At 68.2% G+C, this 20,290-nt stretch carries 21 protein-coding genes; 15 read left to right on the top strand and 6 right to left on the bottom strand.

What is annotated here, in order from left to right; genetic code table 11:
* Window positions 1-90: 90 nt before the first annotated feature.
* A complete protein-coding gene (gene rarD, locus ACLFA2_RS03785) occupies window positions 91-1,020 on the top strand; it encodes an EamA family transporter RarD (RefSeq protein WP_292761648.1) in 930 nt (309 codons plus the stop codon).
* A gap of 144 nt (window positions 1,021-1,164) precedes the next feature.
* Window positions 1,165-2,421 (top strand): ABC transporter substrate-binding protein, encoded by a 1,257-nt coding sequence (locus tag ACLFA2_RS03780; protein ID WP_021198914.1) that lies wholly within the window; start codon window positions 1,165-1,167, stop codon window positions 2,419-2,421.
* Window positions 2,422-2,513: 92 nt separating this feature from the next.
* Here ACLFA2_RS03780 and ACLFA2_RS03775 read toward each other — a convergent pair whose 3' ends face one another.
* The 4 genes from ACLFA2_RS03775 to ACLFA2_RS03760 all read right to left on the bottom strand — a co-directional run bounded on the left by ACLFA2_RS03775 (window position 2,514) and on the right by ACLFA2_RS03760 (window position 6,586).
* Complete coding sequence (locus tag ACLFA2_RS03775; protein ID WP_021198913.1) at window positions 2,514-3,287, bottom strand: ABC transporter ATP-binding protein; 774 nt, start codon at window positions 3,285-3,287, stop codon at window positions 2,514-2,516.
* Window positions 3,284-4,252 (bottom strand): ABC transporter ATP-binding protein, encoded by a 969-nt coding sequence (locus ACLFA2_RS03770; RefSeq protein WP_136024563.1) that lies wholly within the window; start codon window positions 4,250-4,252, stop codon window positions 3,284-3,286. Before ACLFA2_RS03770 ends, ACLFA2_RS03775 begins: the two co-directional genes overlap by 4 nt.
* A 67-nt stretch (window positions 4,253-4,319) precedes the next feature.
* A complete protein-coding gene (locus ACLFA2_RS03765) occupies window positions 4,320-5,297 on the bottom strand; it encodes a branched-chain amino acid ABC transporter permease (RefSeq protein WP_021198911.1) in 978 nt (325 codons plus the stop codon).
* Window positions 5,298-5,302: 5 nt separating this feature from the next.
* On the bottom strand, window positions 5,303-6,586 hold the full coding sequence (locus ACLFA2_RS03760; protein WP_036271499.1) for a branched-chain amino acid ABC transporter permease: 1,284 nt from the start codon (window positions 6,584-6,586) through the stop codon (window positions 5,303-5,305).
* A gap of 317 nt (window positions 6,587-6,903) precedes the next feature.
* On the opposite strand from ACLFA2_RS03760, the gene guaB reads away from it, so the two are divergent.
* Window positions 6,904-8,406: an IMP dehydrogenase gene (gene guaB / locus ACLFA2_RS03755; protein ID WP_021198909.1), complete on the top strand. Its 1,503-nt coding sequence runs from the start codon at window positions 6,904-6,906 to the stop codon at window positions 8,404-8,406.
* Between the two features lie 71 nt (window positions 8,407-8,477).
* Here the strand turns inward: guaB and ACLFA2_RS03750 are convergent, their stop codons facing one another.
* Window positions 8,478-8,942, bottom strand: a complete 465-nt coding sequence (locus ACLFA2_RS03750; RefSeq protein WP_081860083.1) for a hypothetical protein — start codon at window positions 8,940-8,942, stop codon at window positions 8,478-8,480.
* Window positions 8,943-9,095: 153 nt separating this feature from the next.
* On the opposite strand from ACLFA2_RS03750, the gene ACLFA2_RS03745 reads away from it, so the two are divergent.
* The 12 genes from ACLFA2_RS03745 (at window position 9,096) to ACLFA2_RS03690 (ending at window position 19,151) form a co-directional block, all read left to right on the top strand.
* The gene (locus ACLFA2_RS03745; RefSeq protein ID WP_029258604.1) at window positions 9,096-9,410 is read left to right on the top strand and encodes a DUF2277 domain-containing protein; all 315 of its coding nucleotides are present in this window, start codon (window positions 9,096-9,098) and stop codon (window positions 9,408-9,410) included.
* Window positions 9,411-9,553: 143 nt separating this feature from the next.
* Window positions 9,554-10,594, top strand: coding sequence for a response regulator (locus ACLFA2_RS03740; protein WP_426622065.1), 1,041 nt, complete (start codon window positions 9,554-9,556; stop codon window positions 10,592-10,594).
* Window positions 10,594-11,583, top strand: coding sequence for an ATP-grasp domain-containing protein (locus ACLFA2_RS03735; RefSeq protein ID WP_021198905.1), 990 nt, complete (start codon window positions 10,594-10,596; stop codon window positions 11,581-11,583). Before ACLFA2_RS03740 ends, ACLFA2_RS03735 begins: the two co-directional genes overlap by 1 nt.
* The gene (locus ACLFA2_RS03730) at window positions 11,580-12,293 is read left to right on the top strand and encodes a PHP domain-containing protein (protein ID WP_021198904.1); all 714 of its coding nucleotides are present in this window, start codon (window positions 11,580-11,582) and stop codon (window positions 12,291-12,293) included. Before ACLFA2_RS03735 ends, ACLFA2_RS03730 begins: the two co-directional genes overlap by 4 nt.
* Window positions 12,293-13,780, top strand: coding sequence for a glycosyltransferase family 2 protein (locus tag ACLFA2_RS03725; RefSeq protein ID WP_426622064.1), 1,488 nt, complete (start codon window positions 12,293-12,295; stop codon window positions 13,778-13,780). The genes ACLFA2_RS03730 and ACLFA2_RS03725 overlap by 1 nt, the downstream gene beginning before the upstream one ends.
* Complete coding sequence (locus ACLFA2_RS03720; RefSeq protein ID WP_021198902.1) at window positions 13,777-13,920, top strand: hypothetical protein; 144 nt, start codon at window positions 13,777-13,779, stop codon at window positions 13,918-13,920. The genes ACLFA2_RS03725 and ACLFA2_RS03720 overlap by 4 nt, the downstream gene beginning before the upstream one ends.
* The gene (locus ACLFA2_RS03715; RefSeq protein ID WP_021198901.1) at window positions 13,917-14,264 is read left to right on the top strand and encodes a response regulator; all 348 of its coding nucleotides are present in this window, start codon (window positions 13,917-13,919) and stop codon (window positions 14,262-14,264) included. Before ACLFA2_RS03720 ends, ACLFA2_RS03715 begins: the two co-directional genes overlap by 4 nt.
* Window positions 14,261-16,066 (top strand): ATP-binding protein, encoded by a 1,806-nt coding sequence (locus tag ACLFA2_RS03710; RefSeq protein WP_426622063.1) that lies wholly within the window; start codon window positions 14,261-14,263, stop codon window positions 16,064-16,066. Before ACLFA2_RS03715 ends, ACLFA2_RS03710 begins: the two co-directional genes overlap by 4 nt.
* 33 nt (window positions 16,067-16,099) lie before the next feature.
* Complete coding sequence (locus ACLFA2_RS03705; RefSeq protein ID WP_021198899.1) at window positions 16,100-16,348, top strand: AbrB/MazE/SpoVT family DNA-binding domain-containing protein; 249 nt, start codon at window positions 16,100-16,102, stop codon at window positions 16,346-16,348.
* A complete protein-coding gene (locus ACLFA2_RS03700; protein ID WP_426622458.1) occupies window positions 16,348-16,710 on the top strand; it encodes a type II toxin-antitoxin system VapC family toxin in 363 nt (120 codons plus the stop codon). Before ACLFA2_RS03705 ends, ACLFA2_RS03700 begins: the two co-directional genes overlap by 1 nt.
* A gap of 103 nt (window positions 16,711-16,813) precedes the next feature.
* Entirely contained in the window at window positions 16,814-17,365 is a 552-nt protein-coding gene (locus ACLFA2_RS03695) for an OsmC family protein (protein ID WP_426622062.1), read from the top strand.
* Between the two features lie 97 nt (window positions 17,366-17,462).
* Entirely contained in the window at window positions 17,463-19,151 is a 1,689-nt protein-coding gene (locus tag ACLFA2_RS03690) for an ABC-F family ATP-binding cassette domain-containing protein (protein WP_426622061.1), read from the top strand.
* Between the two features lie 13 nt (window positions 19,152-19,164).
* Here ACLFA2_RS03690 and ACLFA2_RS03685 read toward each other — a convergent pair whose 3' ends face one another.
* On the bottom strand, window positions 19,165-20,250 hold the full coding sequence (locus ACLFA2_RS03685) for an FAD-dependent oxidoreductase (protein ID WP_426622060.1): 1,086 nt from the start codon (window positions 20,248-20,250) through the stop codon (window positions 19,165-19,167).
* Between the last annotated feature and the right edge of the window lie 40 nt (window positions 20,251-20,290).

The raw sequence follows: 20,290 nt of genomic DNA, 5'->3' as shown, positions 1-20,290 counted from the left end.
ATCCGCCAGCGAGCGTCCGATTCCTGCCGAACTGCGATCGACGGGCCGGCGGCGCCGTTCGCGACGTCGCCGCGGGCATAGGGTTGTGCGGTGCCACCACAGACCACACGCGCCACGCAGACCGCCGGCGTCGCCTACGCCGGTGGGGCCTACCTCCTCTGGGGCGTGCTTCCCCTCTACTTCCTCCTTCTGGTGCCGACGGGGCCGTGGGAGGTCGTCGCCTGGCGCGTCCTGCTGTCGTTCGTCTTCTGCCTCCTGCTGCTCACGGTCATGCGCGGCTGGGCGGCGTTCGGCGTCATCATCCGGCAACCCCGGCTGCTGGGCTGGACGGCGCTCGCCGGGCTGCTGATCTACGTCAACTGGCAGGTGTTCCTGATCGGAACCCTCAGCGGCAACGTCGTCGAGACGAGTCTGGGCTACTTCATCAACCCCATCACGACCGTCCTGCTCGGCGTCTTCGTGCTGAAGGAGCGCATCCGCCGATTGCAGTGGGCGGCGATCGGCATCGCCGCGATCGCCGTCATCGTGATCGTCGTCGCCTACGGGGAGTTCCCGTGGATCGCGCTGTCACTCACCGCGTCCTTCGGGGTCTACGGACTCATCAAGAAGAAGATCGGCCCTGCCGTCGATGCGGTCAGCGGTCTGACACTGGAGTCGTTCTGGCTGATCCCCATCGCGGTGGTGCAGCTGATCGTCGTCGCACAGACCACGGGGATCACGATGGGGACGAACGGTTGGGCGCATGCGCTGCTGCTGGCCTTCGCCGGTGTCGCCACGGCCGTCCCGCTGCTGCTCTTCGCCGCGGGGACCCGACGCATCAACCTCACCGTGATCGGCATGATCCAGTTCATCACCCCCGTGATGCAGTTCCTCATCGGCGTCCTGGTGCTGCATGAGCCGATGCCGGCCGAACGCTGGGCGGGCTTCATCATCGTGTGGATCGCGATCGGCGTCTTCATCGTCGACCTGCTGCTCGCCGCGCGTCGGGGGCGCAGGATTCCCCGGGCCGAACCCGCCTGATCCCCGGATTCATCCGCCGAGGGACCGGGTGTCGGATCGTTAACGCACCGAGATACTTGCGACCCCTGTGCGCGGGACTCACGCCCTAGTGTTAGAGCACCCGATTGTGGCCACAATCCACGTTCAGTTACGCAAGGGAGCATCATGAACGCATTGAAGGGCTCGCGCACAGCGAAGGTCTTCGCCGGGATCGCACTGATCAGTGCATCCGCCATCGTCATCGCCGGCTGCAGCAGCACTCCGAGCTCGGAGAGCGGCGGCAGCGACAAGCCCGCCGCCGATCTGACGCTCAAGCTCGGTTCGCTGCTTCCGCAGACGGGTTCGCTGGCGTTCCTCGGCCCGCCCATGGAGTCCGGTGTCGGGCTCGCCGTCCAGGAGGTCAACGACGCCGCCGCCGGCGTCACGATCGACCTGACGGCCGAAGACGAGGGCGACACCGACACCAAGGCCTACGAGACGTCGATCACCAAGCTGCAGGGCGCGGGCGTCTCCGCCATCGTCGGCGCCGCGGCGTCGGGCGTCTCCAAGCTCATCCTCGACGGCAACGTGAGCGCAGGCATCCTGCAGATCTCGGCGTCGAACACGTCGCCCGACTTCACCACGTGGGATGACAACGGCCTGTACTTCCGCACCGCCCCCAGTGACCTGCTGCAGGGCGAGGTGCTCGGCAACCTGATCGCCGAGGACGGCGCGAAGACGCTCGGCATCATCTACCAGAACGACGCGTACGGCACCGGCCTCAACGACGCCATCACGAAGACGTTCGAGAGCACCGGCGGCGAGGTCGTCGAGTCGGTCTCGTTCAACGTGGGCGACGCGCAGTTCGACGCGCAGGTCGAGTCGATCAAGGCGCAGAACCCCGACGCGGTCGCGATCGTGTCGTTCGACCAGTTCAAGACCATCGCACCGCTGCTGGTGAACGCCGGCATCTCGGCCGACAAGTTCTACATGGTCGACGGCAACCTGTCCGACTACGGCACGGAGATCCCGGTCTCGCTCGAGGGCGCGCAGGGAACCAAGGCCGGTCCTGCGCTCGCGGATGACTTCACCTCGCGTCTGCAGGACTACTGGACCGGCGAGGGCAACCCCGAGGTCAAGGACTTCACCTACGCGGCTGAGGCATACGACGCCGTCATCCTCGTGGCTCTGGCGTCGCTGGCGGCGGGCTCCACCGAGGGCGCGGACATCGCGGCCAAGATGCAGGAGGTCTCGGGCGGTTCCGGCGACGGCAAGAAGTGCACCAGTTTCGCCGAGTGCGCCAAGATCATCAACGACGGCGGCACGGCCGACTACGACGGCTACTCCGGCGACATCACCTTCGATGAGGCCGGCGACCCGCAGGGCGCATCGATCGGCATCTACAAGTACGGTGCCGACAACATGATCACCCGCACCAACTGATCAGACGATCACATGACGAAGGCCCCGGATCCGATCCGGGGCCTTTGTCGTGTGATGTCCTGTCGTGGTGTCGCCGCGTCGGCGTCGGCGGTTCAGGCCGCGTCGGTGCCGAGCGTTCCGAGGTAGAGACCGATCACCTTCGGGTCGTTCAGCAGATCCCGACCGGTGCCCTCGTGGGCATCCTTGCCCTGGTCGAGCACATACCCGCGGTCGCAGATCTGCAGGCAGCGTCGGGCGTTCTGCTCCACCATGATCGTCGTGACGCCGGCCTTGTTGATGTCGGACACCCGGATGAACGCGTCATCCTGACGCACGGGGGAGAGACCTGCCGACGGCTCGTCGAGCAGCAGAACCGACGGGTCCATCATCAGCGCGCGCGACATCGCGACCATCTGCCGCTCGCCGCCGGAGAGGGAGCCTGCGCGCTGCTTCAGCCGCTTTCCCAACTCGGCGAAGATGCCGGTCACGAATTCGAGCCGCTCCGTGTAGATCTTGGGGTTCTGGTAGAGCCCCATCTGCAGGTTCTCCTCGATCGAGAGAGAGGGGAAGACGTTGTTCGTCTGCGGAACGAAGGCGACCCCGCGCCGGACGAGCTTGTCGGCCTTCAGGCCCACGATGCTCTCGCCCTTCACCGTGATGTCGCCGCTGCGTACGTTCACCAGACCGAAGATGGCCTTCAGCAGGGTCGACTTGCCGGCGCCGTTCGGGCCGATGATCCCGATCAGTTCCCCCTGGCGGGCGATGAGGTTCGCACCGTTGAGGATGTTCACTCCGGGGAGGTATCCGGCATGGACATCGGTCAGCTCGACGACGACGTCGTCCTGCGGCACGGCCTGCGGTGCGTTGGTCGGCGTCTCCGCGCTCATGCGCTGCCCTTCCCCTCGGTCCCGGAGACCGGATCGCTCGCTTCGAGCTCGGCCTCCGCTTCTGCTTCGATCTTCTCGCGGAGTCTGACCGCCGCGGCGTCCTCGAGCACGGGGATGCGCCCGGTGACCGCTCCCAGGTCGAGGTCCTGATGCGCACCGAGGTAGGCATCGACGACCGCCGGGTTCTCCATGACCTCGTCGGGAGGCCCTTCCGCGACGACGCGGCCCTCGGCCATCACGATCACCCAGTCCGCGATGTGGCGGACCATGTGCATGTCGTGCTCGACGAAGAGCACGGTCATCCCCTGCTCCTTCAAGTCGAGGATGTGGTCGAGAAGCGATTGTGTGAGGGCGGGATTGACGCCGGCCATCGGCTCGTCGAGCATCACCAGCGTCGGATCGCTCATCAGCGCTCTGGCCATCTCGAGGAGCTTGCGCTGACCGCCCGAGAGCGACGCGGCGAAGTCCTTCTCCTTGGCGTCGAGCTTGAAGCGTGTCAGCAGTTCCCGTGCCTTGCCTTCGATCTCGGTGTCCTGTGCGCGCCAGAGGAAGGGGAACAGGCTCGACCAGAAGCCCTCGCCGCGCTGATGCGGAGCACCGAGCTTCATGTTCTCGAGGACGGTCAGCAGCGAGAGCGACTTGGTCAGCTGGAACGTGCGCACCTGCCCCATCCTGGCCACCTTGAACGACGGCACTCCGGAGAGGCTGGTGCCGTCGAACGACCAGGTGCCGCTGTTGGGCTTGTCGAATCCGCAGAGCAGGTTGAAGAGCGTCGTCTTGCCCGCGCCGTTCGGGCCGATCAGAGCGGTGATCGCGCCACGGGGCACTTCGAGGTGATCGACGTCGACGGCGGTCAGGCCACCGAAACGACGCTGGACCGCGTCGACGACGAGGATCGGATCCACCTTGGCGACGCCGGGCTTGACCTCTCCCTTGGTCAGGCCGGTCGTCTTCGGGCGGCGGATGCTCCCCGTGGACGGCGCAGCCGTCGCGGCGTCATCGCCGGGGCCGGGGACCTGTTCGGGGGTCAGTTCATTTGACAAAGGTCATCTCCCTCTTGTCGCCGAGGATGCCCTGGGGGCGGAAGATCACGAGCAGCATGAGCGCGATGCCGACGAAGACGAACACCAGCGTCGATGCCTGGCTGTCGGACATCGGCAGCAGCCCTGCTTTCGCCATCGAGGGGAGCAGGTTGGCCATGAAGGCGAACACCACCCAGAACAGCACCGCACCAAGCGTGGGCCCGAACACCGTGGCCGCGCCGCCGAGAAGGAGGATGGTCCACAGGAAGAACGTCAGCGACGTCGAGTAGCTGCCGGGGACGACCGCGGAGGGGAGCACGAAGATGATCCCGCCCGCGGCGCCGATCACACCACCCACCACGAGCGCCTGCATCTTGTAGGCGAAGACGTTCTTGCCGAGCGACCGCACCGCGTCCTCGTCCTCGCGGATGCCCTTGAGCACACGACCCCACGGGCTGCGCATCAGCGCCCACACCAGGAGGATGGCGACCGCCAGGACGATCACGCCGAAGACGCGGTTCCAGAGATCGTTCGCGCTGTACATCCAGGGGCCGAACCCGTAGGTGCCCGTGGGGATGGGGTTCGCATCGCGGAATCCGCCGTTGTACTGCGCGAGGCCGTCGGCGCTGTTGGTCCATTCGTCGAACAGCTGCGTCGTGAACAGGAGGCGGACGATCTCACCGGCCGCGATCGTCGCGATCGCGAGATAGTCGGCACGCAGGCGCAGCGTCGGGATGCCCAGGAGGACGGCGAAGAACGCGCCGCCGAGCAGACCGATGAGCATGCCGATCCACCAGGGCAGGCCGAAGCTCAGCACCGAGATGGCGTAGCCGTAGCCGCCGATGGCCATGAAGGCGGCCATGCCGAAGTTGAGCAGACCCGCGTATCCGAAGTGCACGGCGAGGCCGGTCGCCGCGAGGGCGTAGGCGATCGTGACCGGGCTGAACAGGTAGACGGCCGTGTTCGAGAAGATGCTTCCGAAGTCCATGGTGATCAGCCCAGCCTTTCCCTGCGTCCGAGCAGACCCTGCGGTCTCACGAGGAGGATGACGATGAGCACCACGAGGGCGCTCGCATACTTCAGGTCCGACGGGATCCAGAGGGTCGAGACCTCGACCGCGATGCCGACGATGAGGGAGCCGACGAGGGCGCCGAACGCCGTGCCGAGACCGCCCAGCGTGATGGCGGCGAAGATCAGCAGCAGCATCTGCATGCCCATGTCCCACTTCACACCCGGGCGGAAGTAGGCCCAGAGGATGCCGGAGATCGCGGCCAGTGTTCCGGAGAGGATCCAGACATAGCGGATGACCCTGTCGACGTCGATGCCCGAGGCAGCGGCGAGCTGGGGGTTGTCGGAGATCGCTCGCGTCGCCTTGCCGATCCGCGTGCGTGTCAGGAAGAACGCCACCGCCAGGATCACGACGATGCTCACGCCCATCGCGATCATGTCGATGTAGGACAGCGAGATCGGACCGAACTGGATCGGCGTGGGGCTGGCGCCGGGGAGCTGGTACGTGCCTCCGCCGATGATGAACTGGAATGCGTAGCGGAGGGCCAGGGAGAGTCCGATGCTCACGATCATGAGCTGGACGACACCGAGCCCACGTCGCCGCAGCGGACGCCAGATCCCCGCATCCAGCGCCCAGCCGAACAGGCCGCCGCCGATGACGGCCGCGGCGATGCCGAGCCAGAGCGGGAGATGCCAGAACGTGGTCGTGACCAGGGCGACGAGACCGCCCCACGTCACCATCTCCGCGTGCGCGAAGTTCGACAACCGGGTGGTGCCGTAGATGAGCGCGGCACCCATCGAGGCGAGTGCGAGCAGGAGACCGAAGTTCAGGCCGCCGACCAGTCGCGAGAGCAGCTGGTCGATGAAGGAGACCGTGACCCGCTGGCCCTCGCCGAGGAACAGATTCATGATCTTGGTCCCGGTGAGACCGAACTCGACCTCGAAGGAGGCTGTCGTCCCCGCGATCGGCTGCGTTCCCTCCGGCAACTGGGTCGCGTCGACGATCACGCCCTCGGGCAGGGTCGACTCATCGACCGTCAGGGTGTACTTCTCCTTCTCGGGCACGTAGAGACGCCATTTGCCTTCGGCGTCGGTCTCGGTCTCACCCTTGAAGCCCTTGCCTTCGATGGACATGACGACGCCTTCGACAGGTTGATCGTCGAAGGTGACGACACCGGCGAAGTAGAACTCCGTGACCTCCTGCCCGTCGTCCGTCGTCTCGGCCGAAGCCGATGAGGGGGGTAGGAACACGAACGCGGTGAGCGCCATGAGGATAGCGAGCAGCGCGACCACCCAGGGGCGCTTTCGCTGCACGGCGATTGTTGTGGGTCCCACGCAACCTCCACTTTGAGTGCTGTGTCTCCGCGGTGTCGGGTCGACCGCGGGGATGGACGACGCACTTGAGCGTAATGCGCGATCGGCGATTCGCCTACGGTCCCTGCCAACAGTCCGGTAACGACGGGGCTCTGGGAATGTTCTCGGGCGTGTCTCGCTTAGAATCTTCATACGGGCCGCGGCCCCGCACCGGCCGACGTCGACCACCCCCTCGCACTCGGACATGCGCGACTCGCGCAGAAGGAGAATCCATGGAACAGCACGATCCCTTCGGCTTCGTCGGACTGACGTACGATGACGTGCTGTTGCTCCCCGGGCACACCGACGTGATCCCCAGCGAGGCCGACACCTCGTCGCGGATCACGCGCCGCATCTCGGTCGCCACCCCGCTGCTGTCGAGCGCGATGGACACGGTCACCGAATCCCGCATGGCGATCGCCATGGCCCGTGAGGGCGGCATCGGCATCCTGCACCGTAACCTCTCCATCGCCGACCAGGCCGCGCACGTCGACCGCGTCAAGCGCAGCGAGTCGGGCATGATCACCGACCCCATCACGACGACGCAGGATGCGACCGTCGAAGAAGTCGACAACCTCTGCGCGAAGTACCGCATCTCCGGTCTTCCGGTGGTCGACGACGAAGGAAAGCTGGTCGGCATCATCACGAACCGCGACATGCGGTTCGTCTCGGGCTTCGAGCGTCAGACCACCTTCGTCAAGGACGTCATGACGCGGGAGAACCTCGTGACCGCTCCCGTCGGCGTCGCCGCGGGCGAGGTCATCGCGCTGTTCGCCAAGCACCGTGTCGAGAAGCTGCCGCTCATCGACGGCGACGGCAAGCTCGCCGGCCTCATCACGATCAAGGACTTCGACAAGAGCGAGAAGTACCCGCTCGCCACCAAGGACGACCAGGGCCGCCTGCGCGTCGGTGCCGCCATCGGCTTCTTCGGCGATGCCTGGGAGCGTGCGGAGGCGCTGCGCGACGCCGGTGTCGACGTGCTCGTTGTCGACACCGCCAACGGGCAGTCGCAGGGCGTCATCGACCTCGTCCGCCGTCTCAAGGCCGACACCTCGTTCGAGCACATCGACATCATCGGCGGCAACGTCGCGACCCGCGAGGGCGCCCAAGCGCTGGTCGACGCGGGCGTCGACGCCGTCAAGGTCGGTGTCGGTCCCGGGTCCATCTGCACCACGCGCGTCGTCGCCGGTGTGGGCGTCCCGCAGGTCACCGCGGTCTACGAGGCGTCGCTCGCCGCGCGTCCCGCGGGGGTTCCGGTGATCGCCGACGGCGGACTGCAGTACTCGGGTGACATCGCCAAGGCCCTGGTCGCCGGTGCCGACGCCGTGATGCTCGGCTCGCTCCTGGCCGGAACCGACGAGTCCCCGGGCGAGATCGTCTTCCAGTCCGGCAAGCAGTTCAAGCAGTACCGCGGCATGGGCTCGCTGGGCGCCATGCAGACCCGTGGCAAGCAGACCTCGTACTCCAAGGACCGCTACTTCCAGGCCGACGTCCCCAGCGACGACAAGCTGATCCCCGAGGGCATCGAGGGGCAGGTGCCGTACCGCGGTCCGCTCTCCGCCGTGGCCTATCAGCTGGTCGGCGGACTGCGTCAGTCGATGTTCTACGTCGGCGCGCGCACCATCGAAGAGCTCAAGACGCGTGGCAAGTTCGTGCGCATCACCTCGGCGGGGCTCAAGGAGTCGCACCCGCACGACGTGCAGATCGTGGTCGAGGCGCCGAACTACAAGAAGTAGCCGCCACAGACGACGAGAGGGACCGGATGCGTGTCGCATCCGGTCCCTCTCGTCTTCTCGTCGGGGGTGGCTCAGCCGCACCGGTAGGTGACGCCGTCGACCTCCCATACGCCGGTGCCCAGCTCGGCACACATGCCGATGAGGCCGGCGATGACCGTCGCGAACAGGATGATCCCGATGATGCCGGCGATGGTCAGGATCGCGCCGATGATGATGCCGGCGATCGCGAGTCCCTTCGGCTGCCCCGCCTTGCCGAGCTTCACGACGGCGACGATGCTCAGGATGAGGCCGATCGGTGCAGCCACGAACGCGAGGACGAGGCCGACGATGGACAGCACGCGTCCAGGAGGGGTCGGTTCCGGCTGCGGATACGCGGGTGCTGCGGGAGCCGGGTATCCGGAGGCGGGTGCCGCGCCCGGAGCGGTATCCCAGGTCGGTGCCGAGGCGGGCGGAGGCGGAGTGGGGGCGGCTGCCGGCGGCGGCACCGGGTTCGAGGAGTCGGGCGCTGGCGGTTCGGGGAACGGGGGGTTGGTCATGTGCTTTCCTGTCGACGAGGCGGGAGGGAACGCACGGGCGGTCCCGGTTGCCCCCGAGCGTAGCGACCGCCCCACGACCGCACCATCCCCTCCGCGCCGTGGACCTCCGGTCGGCCTCTTCCGTCTGCGTGCGGGGCGGCGTAGCGTTCCGGTATGTGTCGGAACATCGTCCCGTTGAACAACCTCGAACCCGCAGCGACCGATGAGGAATGCCACGACGCCGCCCTGCAGTTCGTGCGCAAGATCGCCGGGACCACGACCCCGTCGAGAGCCAACCAGCCGGCGTTCGACAGCGCCGTCGGTGAGATCGCCGTGGTCGTCAGCCGGCTCCTGAGCGAGCTCGTCACCACGGCGCCGCCGAAGAATCGCGAAGACGAAGCGGCGAAGAGGCGGGCCCGATCCGCTGAGCGGTACGAGGCGATCCGGGTCTTCCAGGAGGAGAAGCGCGCGGCCCGCGCCGGAGCGTAGGAGAGGCGCCGTCGCCAGGACGGTGCCGTATGCCAGAATCGACATACCCCGCTCGACTTTCCCTGCGGACCCGGTGTTGAAGGGCATCGAGATCGCGTGACCGACCCCCATCGGTCAGGGAACCTCCCCAAGGAGAGCTGTACATGGAGGAATCCCCTCGCGTTCTCGTCGTCGATGACGATCCGGACGTCGCCCTGCTCGTGAAGACCGTGCTCGAGCGGCGAGCCGGCTGCATCGTCGACGTCGCCGAAGACGGCCGTTCGGCTGTGGAGCGCGTCGCCGAAGTGCGTCCGGACGTCGTCGTCACCGACATCGAGATGCCGGGACTCAACGGGCTCGAACTGCTCGCCGAGTTGCGGAAGACGGTTCCCTCGGTTCCGGTCGTGGTGATGACCGCCCACGTCTCGGTGGAGTACGCCGTCTCTGCTCTGCGGGCGCAGGCGGATGAGTTCCTCACCAAGCCGCTCGACAACGGCAAGCTCGTGGAGGCGGTCACCCGTCTCGTCGAAGAGGGGCGGCGACGCCGTGAAGAGGCGCGCAAGCTCGAGCGGGTGCTCGCGATCGGTGCGCACCCCGACGACGTCGAGATCGGCGTCGGCGGGCTGCTCGCGGCGCACGCCGCGGCTCACGATGAGATCACCATCCTCACGCTCTCCCGCGGGGCCAGAGGGGGCGACGCCGACAGCCGTCAGAACGAATCCCTGGCCGCGGCCGACATGTTGGGCGCCCGTCTGTTCCTGAAGGACCTCGTCGACACGGAGATCTCCGGAGGCGGCTCCACGGTGCGGATCATCGAAGAGGTCGTGCAGGAGATCCAGCCGACGATCGTCTACACGCATTCGAGTCACGACCGCCATCAGGATCACCGCGCCGTGAGCGAGGCCACCATCGTCGCGACGCGGCGCGTGGGCACCGTTGCCTGCTACCAGAGCCCGTCCTCCACGATCGACTTCCGTCCCACGAGGTTCGTGCGCATCGACCACTACCTCGACGAGAAGCTGCGGCTGCTGGAGCGCTTCGGATCGCAGACCGCGAGCCGCGACTACCTGGCGCCCGAGTTCGTCACCGCAACGGCCCGGTACTGGTCGAGGTTCGGCGGAGGCACCGCGGTCGAACCTCTCGAAGTGGTCCGCGAGACCGCCGAGTTCATCGGCGCCCACGAACTCACGCGACGGGAGAGCTGATGACCAAGCGGGTGCTGGTGACCGGTGCCGGGGGACCGGCAGGAGTGGCGGTGATCCGGTCGCTGCTGCGCCGATCCGATCTGACCGTGTTCGCCGCCGACATGGACGGCTGGGCGAGCGGCATCTACCTGGTTCCACCGGCGCAGCGGCGTCTGGTGCCGCCGGGAAGGGACGCCGACTTCGTACCGGCGATCGCCCGCCTGGCCGCGGAAGACGGCCTCGACCTGGTGATCTCGACCGTCGACGTCGAGCTCATCGCGCTCGCCGAGCGTCGGGAGGAGCTGGCCCCCGCTGTCCTGGCCGCTCCGTCGGCGGACACCCTGAACACCGCGCTCGACAAGCTCGCGCTCGCCGAGCGCTGCGCGCCGACCGGACACACCCCGCGCACGGTTCTCGCCGGACGTGACGCCGAGGCCGTCGACTGGGAGTTCCCGGTCTTCGCCAAACCGCGTCAAGGCGCGGGAAGCCGTGGCGTGCGGCTCGTCCCCGATCGCGCGGCTCTCGAGGCGCTGCCGACGGACGAGGGACTCATCGTGCAGGACTTCCTCCCGGGGGAGGAGTACTCGGTCGACGTCATCGCGGATGCCGCCGGCAACGTCGTCGCGGCCGTGCCCCGCACCCGTGCCCGGGTCGATTCCGGCGTGGCGATCGCCGGGCGCACCGTCCGCGACCCGGAGCTCGAGGAGACGGCGGCATCGATCGCGCGTGCGATCGGACTGGTCGGCGTCGCAAACGTGCAGCTGCGGCGCGATCGCACCGGTCGTGCCGTGCTGCTCGAGGTCAATCCGCGCTTTCCCGGGGCCCTGCCGCTGACGATAGCCGCGGGCGTCGACATCCCGTCGCTCGTGGCCGACCTGTTCCTGGGGCGCGAGCTGCCGGTGCAGGTACCGTTCCGTGAGGTCGCTTCCGTGCGCTTTCTGGAGGACGTGATCGTCGAGATCGAAGACGTGCTGGTCTCCGCCCATGCAGGGCACCAGGAGGAGCTGTGAGCCACGCTCTGCTTCGCGGCGATCACCACGTCCACTCGACGTTCTCGGACGATGCCGTATCGACGCTCGCCCAGAACGTCGAGGCGGCAGCGGCCGCGGGACTCACCACCCTGCGTCTGGTCGATCACGTGCGACAGGGCACCACCTGGGTGCCGGAGTACCTCGCTGCGGTGCGGGCCCTCCGGGTGCCGGATGGTCTCGCGGTGCTCACGGGAGTGGAGGCGAAGATCCTCGACGCCGCGGGAACGCTGGACATCCCGACGCTCCCGGACGGGATCGACCGCATCCTCATCGCCGATCATCAGTTCCCCGGTGCGGCCGGTCCTCTCGGGCCCTCGGCGGTCCGGGAGCGGATCGCCGCCGGCTGGGCGACCGACGATGTGCTCGATCAGCTCGTCGAGGCGCTCGTCGCCACGATGCGCCGGTACCCGGGGAACCAGCTCGCGCACTGCTTCTCGATCCTGCCGAAGATCGGCCTGTCTGAAGACGATCTCGGCCCGGAGCGGACGGAAGCCTGGGCCCGGGCCGCCGCCGAGACCGACACCCTCGTCGAGGTCAACGAGAAGTGGGGGTGCCCCGGCGTCCCGGCACTGACCGCCCTGCGGCGCGTCGGCGGCGAGATCGTCGCCTCCACCGACAGTCATGACGCCTCGGAGGTCGGCCGATACTCCCGGGTGATCGCGTTGCTCGACGCGATGGAGGTGTCGTGATGACGGATCTCTCGGTGCTGGAGGCCGTGCTGGTCATCGTCCTCCTGCTCTGCGTGCTGGTGGGAACGCTGCCCGTGATCAATACCGGGCTGCAGTTCCTCGTGCTGCCGTTGCACGCGTTCCGCAATCACTACGGCAAGGCGGCGCCGTACCACCCGCACGTCGCCGTCATCATCCCGGCCTGGAACGAAGGCGCGGTGATCGGTCCGGCCATCGAACGACTGCTGCAGCTGGAGTATCCCGCCGAACGCCTCCGGGTCTTCGTCGTCGACGATGCGTCCACGGACGACACCCCGGCGATCGTCGGCGCGAAGGCGCAGGCCCATCCGGGTCGCGTCGTGCATCTGCGTCGCGAGAAGGGCGGCGAGGGCAAGGCGCACACGCTCAACCACGGTCTCGGTGTGGTCCTCGCCGACTCGTGGACCGAAGCGGTGCTCATCATGGATGCGGACGTGATCTTCGCGCGCGACTCGCTGCGCAAGCTCACCAGGCACCTCGCCGACGAGAAGGTCGGCGCGGTGACGGCGTACATCGCTGAGGGCAGCCGCGACCGCAACTACCTCACCCGGTTCATCGCGATCGAGTACGTGATCGGCCAGCTCTCCGCCCGCCGGGTGCAGAACGTGGGCGGTGCGATCGCCTGCCTCGCCGGTGGCGCGCAGCTGCATTCGCGGGCGAACCTCGAGGCCATCGGGGGACGCATCCCGACGGGCACGCTCGCCGAAGACACCATGACGACCTTCGAGGGTCAGCTCAAGGGACGTCGGATGGTCTTCGAGCCGCACGCGGTCGTGCTGGCCGAGGAGCCGCGCACGATCGACAGCCTGTGGAAGCAGCGGTTGCGCTGGGCGCGGGGCAACGTGCAGCTGACCTCGATCTACCGCAAGCTCTGGTTCCGCCCGAGCCGCGATCACAACCTGGGCAGCTTCGGTTTCGGGCTGGCCTGGTTCACGATCCTGCTGCTGCCCGCCTTCATGCTGCTCGCGGCTGCGGGGATGCTCGCACTGCTCGTCCTGCACAGCGACATCGCCGAGTTCGTCTTCCGCTTCATGTGGATCTCCGCGGCCTGCATCTACCTCTTCTCGATGCTCTACTCCGTGCAGCTCGACCCGCGGACCGGCAGACATTCCTGGCGCGAGGCGATCATGTTCCCGGGGCTCGGTGCCCTGATCCTGATGGCGATCGCCCTCTTCCCCTGGGCGTTCGAATCGCTCCTGACCGCCGTCGGGCTGGGGCTGACGGATCAATCCCGCTTCGTCTGGGCCGTGATCTTCTACCTGTGGGGCCCGATCTCGATGCTCGGCATCTGGCTGGCGCGCGCGGTGGAGCCTCTTCCCGGTGGACGGTTCTTCGCCGGTCTGCTGCTGTACATCTGCGGCTACGGGTCGCTGCTGTGTGCGATCACCGTGGACTCCTACATCAAAGAATGGCGTCGAGCCGACGCCTCCTGGATCAAGACCGAGAAGATCGGACGTGTCGACTCATGACCGCAACCCCGTCGCACGATGCCGAAGTCGAGGAGATCGCCGCGGACGCCCGACGAGAGCGGCGACTGATCCCTCAAGCCCTGCTCGCCCTGGTCGTCGTCGTCATCATCGTCGTCGTGCGAGAGCTGTTCCTTCGATGACCGGGAGGCCGCTGGCCCTCGTCGTCGAGGACGCTCCCGACCAGGCCGCCCTGCTGCGTCGATACCTCGATCGTGAGGGCTTCGACGTGTTCATCGCCCGCGACGCGGAGTCGGCGATCGCGGCGTTCCCCGAGATCGATCCCGTGCTGGCCGTGCTCGACCTCATCCTCCCCGGCATCTCGGGTCAGGAGTGCGCGCGGCTGGTCCAGGAGCGGTTCCCCGAGTGCTTCCTCGTGATCAGCTCCGTGCTCGACGCCGCCGACTATCCGCCGGCCGATGCCGCCCTGCCGAAGCCGATCACCGGCTCCGACCTGCACGCCATCGTGGGGACGGTGCGGCGATGAGGGCGACTCCGCTCGACCGGGCGGAGAACCGCTGGTATCAGGTCTTCGACAACCCGAGCCCGCTGCTCAAACAGGCACCGACGGTCATCGCGACCGTCATCGCGGCGATCTTGACCTGGTGGGTCCCCGACCTGCCGATCACGCACGTCGCACCGGCCGTGGCGGGAATCGCGGTGGTCCTCGCGGCGACCGCGTTCGCCGCCGTGCTCACCGCGCGCGGCACGATCGACGGGTGGGCCGTCCTCCTCATCCCCATCGTCGACATCGCCGGGCTCGGCCTCTTCCGCACCGGCACCGGCGGCGCCACCTCGCTCTTCTCCTCGCTCGTGCTCCTCCCCGTGGTCTGGCTGGCCGCGGCGCCCGGAATCCGCTGGGTGTTCGTGGTCGGCGGGCTGACCTCGATCGCCCTGCTCATGCCGTACTTCACCGACCCGCCCGAGACCTCGGTCGAATGGCTGCGCGGCGTGGTCGGACCGCTCGTGTTCTCGGCGGTGGCGGCGGTCATCAACCAGCTCTCGAGACAGCAGCGCATGCGCGTGGAGCAGGCGGAGGAGCTCGTCGCCGAACGCACCAGGGCGCTGTCGGAGAACGTCGCGATGATCGTGCAGCTGCGCGACAAGGAGCGTCAGTACCGTGAGCTGCTCGACTCGTTCGAGAGCCTCTGGTCGTCCATCACGGCACAGGCGGTGATTGCCACGGATCGGCGCGGCATCGTGACGGCGTGGAACCCCGGCGCGGTGCGGCTTCTCGGGCTGCCGGTCGACGAGGCGCTCCGCGACGTGCGCATCGATCGCTTCTTCTCCACCGCCGTGCTCTCGATGCTCGCCGCGGAGAACGCGCAGGACGCGCAGGTCGTGCGGGGGAATCCTCCGCGGGATGCCGAGCTCGCCGCCGGGATCGAAGCGCTGTTCGCGCAGGCCGATGCCGGGTCGACGGTGGACAGCGACATCGAGGTGGTCACGGCAGGGGGCACCACGGTTCCGGCACGCGTGACGGTCAGCCCGCACAAGGACGGCGCCGGCGCACAGCAGGGCTACCTCTTCGTGCTGACCGACGAGACCAGGGCCGTCGAGGTCGCCCGCATGAAGGATGAGTTCGTGGGGATGATCTCGCACGAGCTCCGCACGCCTCTCAGCGCGATCATCGGCTTCCTCGATCTGCTCCAGAACGATCCGGGGCAGCCGCTCACCGATGACCAGCAGGAGTTCGTCGGCATCATCGAGCGCAACGCGCAGCGTCTGCTCAACCTCGTGGGCGACCTGCTCTTCACGGCGCAGGTCGAGTCGGGGCGGTTCCCGCTCGAGCGCGAGGAGACCGACGTCGCCGAGTTGGTGCGATCGGCCGTGACGTCGGCCGGGCCGCATGCGCAGCGCGAGGGCATCGATCTCGTGGCCGAAGTCGGGGCGGATGCGATCCCCGTCTTCGTCGACGCGGGTCGCATCGGGCAGGCCATCGACAATCTGCTCTCGAACGCCATCAAGTTCACGCCGCGAGGCGGTACGGTCACCGCTCGGGTGCGGACGCTCGACGGAGGCGTGGAGTTCTCGATCACGGACACCGGAGTGGGCATTCCGGAGGACGAGCAGGGGATGCTCTTCACCCGCTTCTTCCGTGCATCGACCGCGACGCGCAACGCGGTGCCGGGGGTGGGGCTCGGCCTCACGATCACCCGGGCCATCGTGCTGGCGCATGGGGGGACGATGGACGTGACGAGTCAGGAGGGTGTCGGGACGGAGTTCCGCTTCTTCCTGCCGGCAGCGCCTCGCACCGAAGTGCTGATGAGCCTGAGCCGGCCCGACTGAGTCCCTCATCGAGCCGGAGGGTACTCTCGGGGCATGGGTACCACATTCGTTGCACCGATGGGCGACCGTGGGCGCCTGGTGGTCCCCGCCGAGCTCCGTGCCCGTCAGCACTGGGAGCAGGGGGTTCCCCTGCTCATGATCGAGACGGCGGGAGGCGTGATTCTCGTCACCCGGGAGCAAGCCAAGGCGCTGGTGAGGTCGCAGCTGGAAGGGAAGGACGCCCTCGAGTCCCTTCTTGCAGAGCGACGCAGATCAGCGAACTCCGAGGACGCGGCTGCGTGATGGTGGTCGACGCGTCAGCGCTCCTCGCGTTCCTGCAGGGAGACCCGGGCGCCGATCGGGTCGAGGAAGTCCTCGATGAGTCGGTGATCGGAGCGGCGAACTGGTCGGAGCTCGCGCAGAAGGTGCGCACATCCGGTGCCGATTGGGAGGTCGCTTCCGGTTTGCTGCTCAGCTATCGAGTGCGGGTGGAACCCGTGTCTCAGCGCGACGCCGAAGCCGCCGCGGAGTCATGGGAGCGCGGGAGCGGGCTCTCACTCGGAGATCGGTTGTGTCTCGCACTCGCGCGACGTCTCGACATGCCCGTTCTCACGGCGGACCGCGCGTGGGGCGAGTCCGAGCGCATCGAGCAGCCGCGACGCTGACCCGAGCGGAGAACATCTCGGCGTCGTGACGCTGCGTGTCCCGGTGTGAAGCCGGATGACGAATGGCCGGCAGCGCACGCGGGATGATCGCTACCGTCGGGCCATGACTCTTCTCCAGGACCAGCTCGCCGGTGTCGCCGATGTCACACCGCCCGAGCGCGCGCAGCGCCTCACCGACGCCGGATCGGCGTGGAACGACCGGATCGCGGCGGACGACGCCAATGCCCGGCTGACGTATCGGGTCAGTGGGCGCGGCATCGGCTCCGTGGCGACCGAGATCCGCGCAGGCAAGCACCGCTTCATCGTCGACGAGCCGGGCGCGCTCGCGGGTGACGACGTGGCGGCCAGCCCGGTCGAGTATGCGCTGGGTGCGCTCGTCTCGTGTCAGGTGGTCGTGTACCGGCTCTACGCCCAGGCTCTCGGGCTCACGATCGACGGGATCGAGATCACTGCGGAGGGTGACCTCGACGTGCGCAAGCTGTTCGGCATCGACGAGTCGGGGCGTGCAGGATTCCACGACGTGCGGGTGGCGGTCGACATCACCGGCCCGAACACCCCGGAGGAGTACGAGAACCTGCGTACCGTCGTCGACGCGCACTGCCCCGTGCTCGATCTCTTCGCCGCTCCCGTGCCGACGTCGAGCGTTCTGGTCTGACCGTTCGGAGCATCTCCGGCCGCGGTGTGGAGCATGCCCGCTCCTGCTGATAGGCTAGTCGGCTCGGCATGCGCGGGCGGAAGGACGGCCACGCACCGTGGGCTCTATCGATGTATCCAGCGTCTCCTTGACGCTCCCCGACGGCAGACCTCTTCTCGACGAGGCGAGTTTTCGCGTCGGCGCCGGCTCGACGAGCGCGCTGATCGGCCCGAACGGCGCGGGCAAGACCACCCTGCTCCGCATCATCCGCGGCGATCAGACGGCCGATGACGGCGTGGTGACGATCGACGGCGGACTCGGCGTGATGGACCAGTTCGTCGGTCACGGCGAGGCGGGCGAGACCGTCCAGCAGCTTCTGGTGCGGGTCGCTCCTGCACGCATCCGCACGGCGGCCGATGGGCTCGAGGCGGCGGAGAACGCGCTGATCGAACGCGATGAGCACGACACGCAGATGGCTTACGCGTCGGCGATCGCCGAGTACGCGGATGCCGGAGGCTACGAGCACGAGACCGTCTGGGACCAGTGCACGATCGCTGCCCTCGGGGTGCCGTACGAGCGGGCGCGGTATCGCGAGCTCACCACGCTCTCCGGGGGTGAGCAGAAGCGGCTCGCGCTCGAGGCGCTGCTGCGGGGGCCCGACGAGGTGCTGCTGCTCGACGAGCCGGACAACTACCTCGACGTGCCCACCAAGCGCTGGCTCGAGGAACAACTGCGTCAGACGCCCAAGACCGTGCTGCTGGTGTCGCACGACCGCGAGCTGCTCGCTCGTGCGGTCGATCGGCTCATCACTCTCGAACCCGGGGGAGCCGGCGCGACGGCCTGGGTGCACGGTGGCGGCTTCGGCACCTACCAGCAGGCGAGGACCGACCGGATGGACCGGCTCGACGAGCTGCGCCGGCGCTGGGACGAGCAGCACGAGAAGCTGCGCACCCTGGTGGCGAACCTCAAGGTGAAAGCCTCGGCGAACGACGGTTTCGCGTCGCGGTATCAGGCGGCGCAGACCCGTCTGCGCAAGTTCGAGGAAGCCGGCCCGCCCGAGGAGCGGCCGCCCGCGCAGGAGTTCGACATGCGACTGCGCGGCGCGCGCACGGGCAAGCGGGCGGTGGTCGCGCAGCGGCTGGAGCTGACCGGGCTCATGCGTCCGTTCGATGCCGAGGTCTGGTACGGCGACCGGGTCGCCGTGCTGGGCTCGAACGGATCGGGGAAATCGCACTTCCTGCGGCTGTTGGCGCACGGCGGCAGCGATCCCGATGCGACGCTCGGCCATGTCACCTCGACCGGCGAGCAGCTGAGCGCGGTGGAGCACACCGGCACAGCCGCACTCGGTGCGCGCGTGGTACCCGGCCTGTTCGCGCAGACGCATGCGCATCCGGAGTTCGTCGGACGCACGCTGCTCGAGATCCTGCACCGCGGCGACGATCGACGCGCCGGGATGCCGCGTGATGCCGCGAGCTCGGCGCTCGACCGGTACGGCCTCGTGCGGCAGGCTCAGCAGACGTTCGATTCGCTCTCGGGTGGACAGCAGGCGCGGTTCCAGGTGCTGCTGCTGGAGCTCTCCGGGGCGACGCTGCTGCTGTTGGACGAGCCGACAGACAACCTCGACCTGGAGTCGGCCGAGGCGCTCGAACACGCGCTGGCGCGATTCGAGGGGACCGTGCTCGCCGTCACCCACGACCGCTGGTTCGCGCGATCGTTCGACCGGTTCCTGGTGTTCGGATCGGACGGGGACGTGTACGAATCCGACGAGCCGGTGTGGGACGAGAAGCGGGTGGCGCGCACACGCTGACGTCCGGCGCGGATCAGGGCAACCGGAAGGGCGCAGCGGCGCGCGCGGTGGGGTCCATCGTGAGGTCGGCGAGGATCCCGCCGACGCCCGGGGCGAACTTGAAGCCATGACCGGAGAATCCGGCGCCCACCACGATCCGGCCCCGGCGATCCAGCACGAACGTCCCGTCGTCGGTCGAGGTGTACGTGCAGCTGATCGGCACGGCGGACGCGGCGTCGAGCCCCGGCATCCACTCGCGCACGTAGTCCGCCAGCGCGCGTTGATGCGTGGGCAGGTGCGGTCGGGCGTCCGGGTCGACCGCATCTCCCACGCGGTGGAAACCCACCTTCACGCCTTCACCGGGCGTCGGCATGCCGTAGACGGTGGCAGGGTATGCCGCGGGATCGACGTAGTGATTGAACGAGGGCCAGGTCGCGTCGGTCAGCGGCCGGAAATGCGCCGGCGTCTCTTCGGTGACGGCGAGTCGCGGCAGGCCGAAGCGGGCGAGGAGCTTCTGCGTCCACGCGCCGGCGGTCACGATGACGATCTCCGCACGCAGCCGGCTGCCGTCGGCGAGATCGACCGCGGCGCCGTCCCGGTGCTCGTCGATGTGCGCGACCGGCATGTTCCAGCGCACCTCTGCGCCCCCGGCGACGATCCGCCGTTCCAGCTCGCGGAGTGTTTCCGTCGCGCGCACGATTCCGGCGTCGGAGGACCACAGCACGTCGCCGTCGAAGCGCATCCCCGGCCACCGGGCGCTCGCCTCGGCGGGGGAGAGTACCGCGCTCGGGATGCCGCGGGCGTCGAGCCCCGCGTGCACCGCGGCGAGGTCGGGGTGGCCATGGGTGACGAGTCCGTGCAGGCGCAGGAGCGGCTCGCCGTCGACGTCGCCCAGTGCATCCCACCCGGCGCGGGCGCGCACGAGCAGATCGAGGTAGTGATCCTCGTCGTACGCGTTGTTGAAGTTGCGGGTCGCCCCGTGCGAAGCGCCCTCATGATGGCCGCGTGCGAAGCGGTCGACCACGACGGGACGACGTCCTCGTCGCACCAGCTCCCACGCCGTCGCCAGCCCCATCACGCCGCCGCCCACCACAACGACGTCCACGGTCTCGGTCCTCATGTCGTCCTCCCGATCTCGGAGCCAGTCTTCCAGCACGGGC

The sequence above is a fragment of the Microbacterium sp. As-52 genome (assembly GCF_049949185.1).
GTDB classification, from domain to species: Bacteria; Actinomycetota; Actinomycetes; order Actinomycetales; family Microbacteriaceae; genus Microbacterium; species Microbacterium maritypicum_A.
This window is presented reverse-complemented; position numbering and strand designations above follow the sequence as displayed.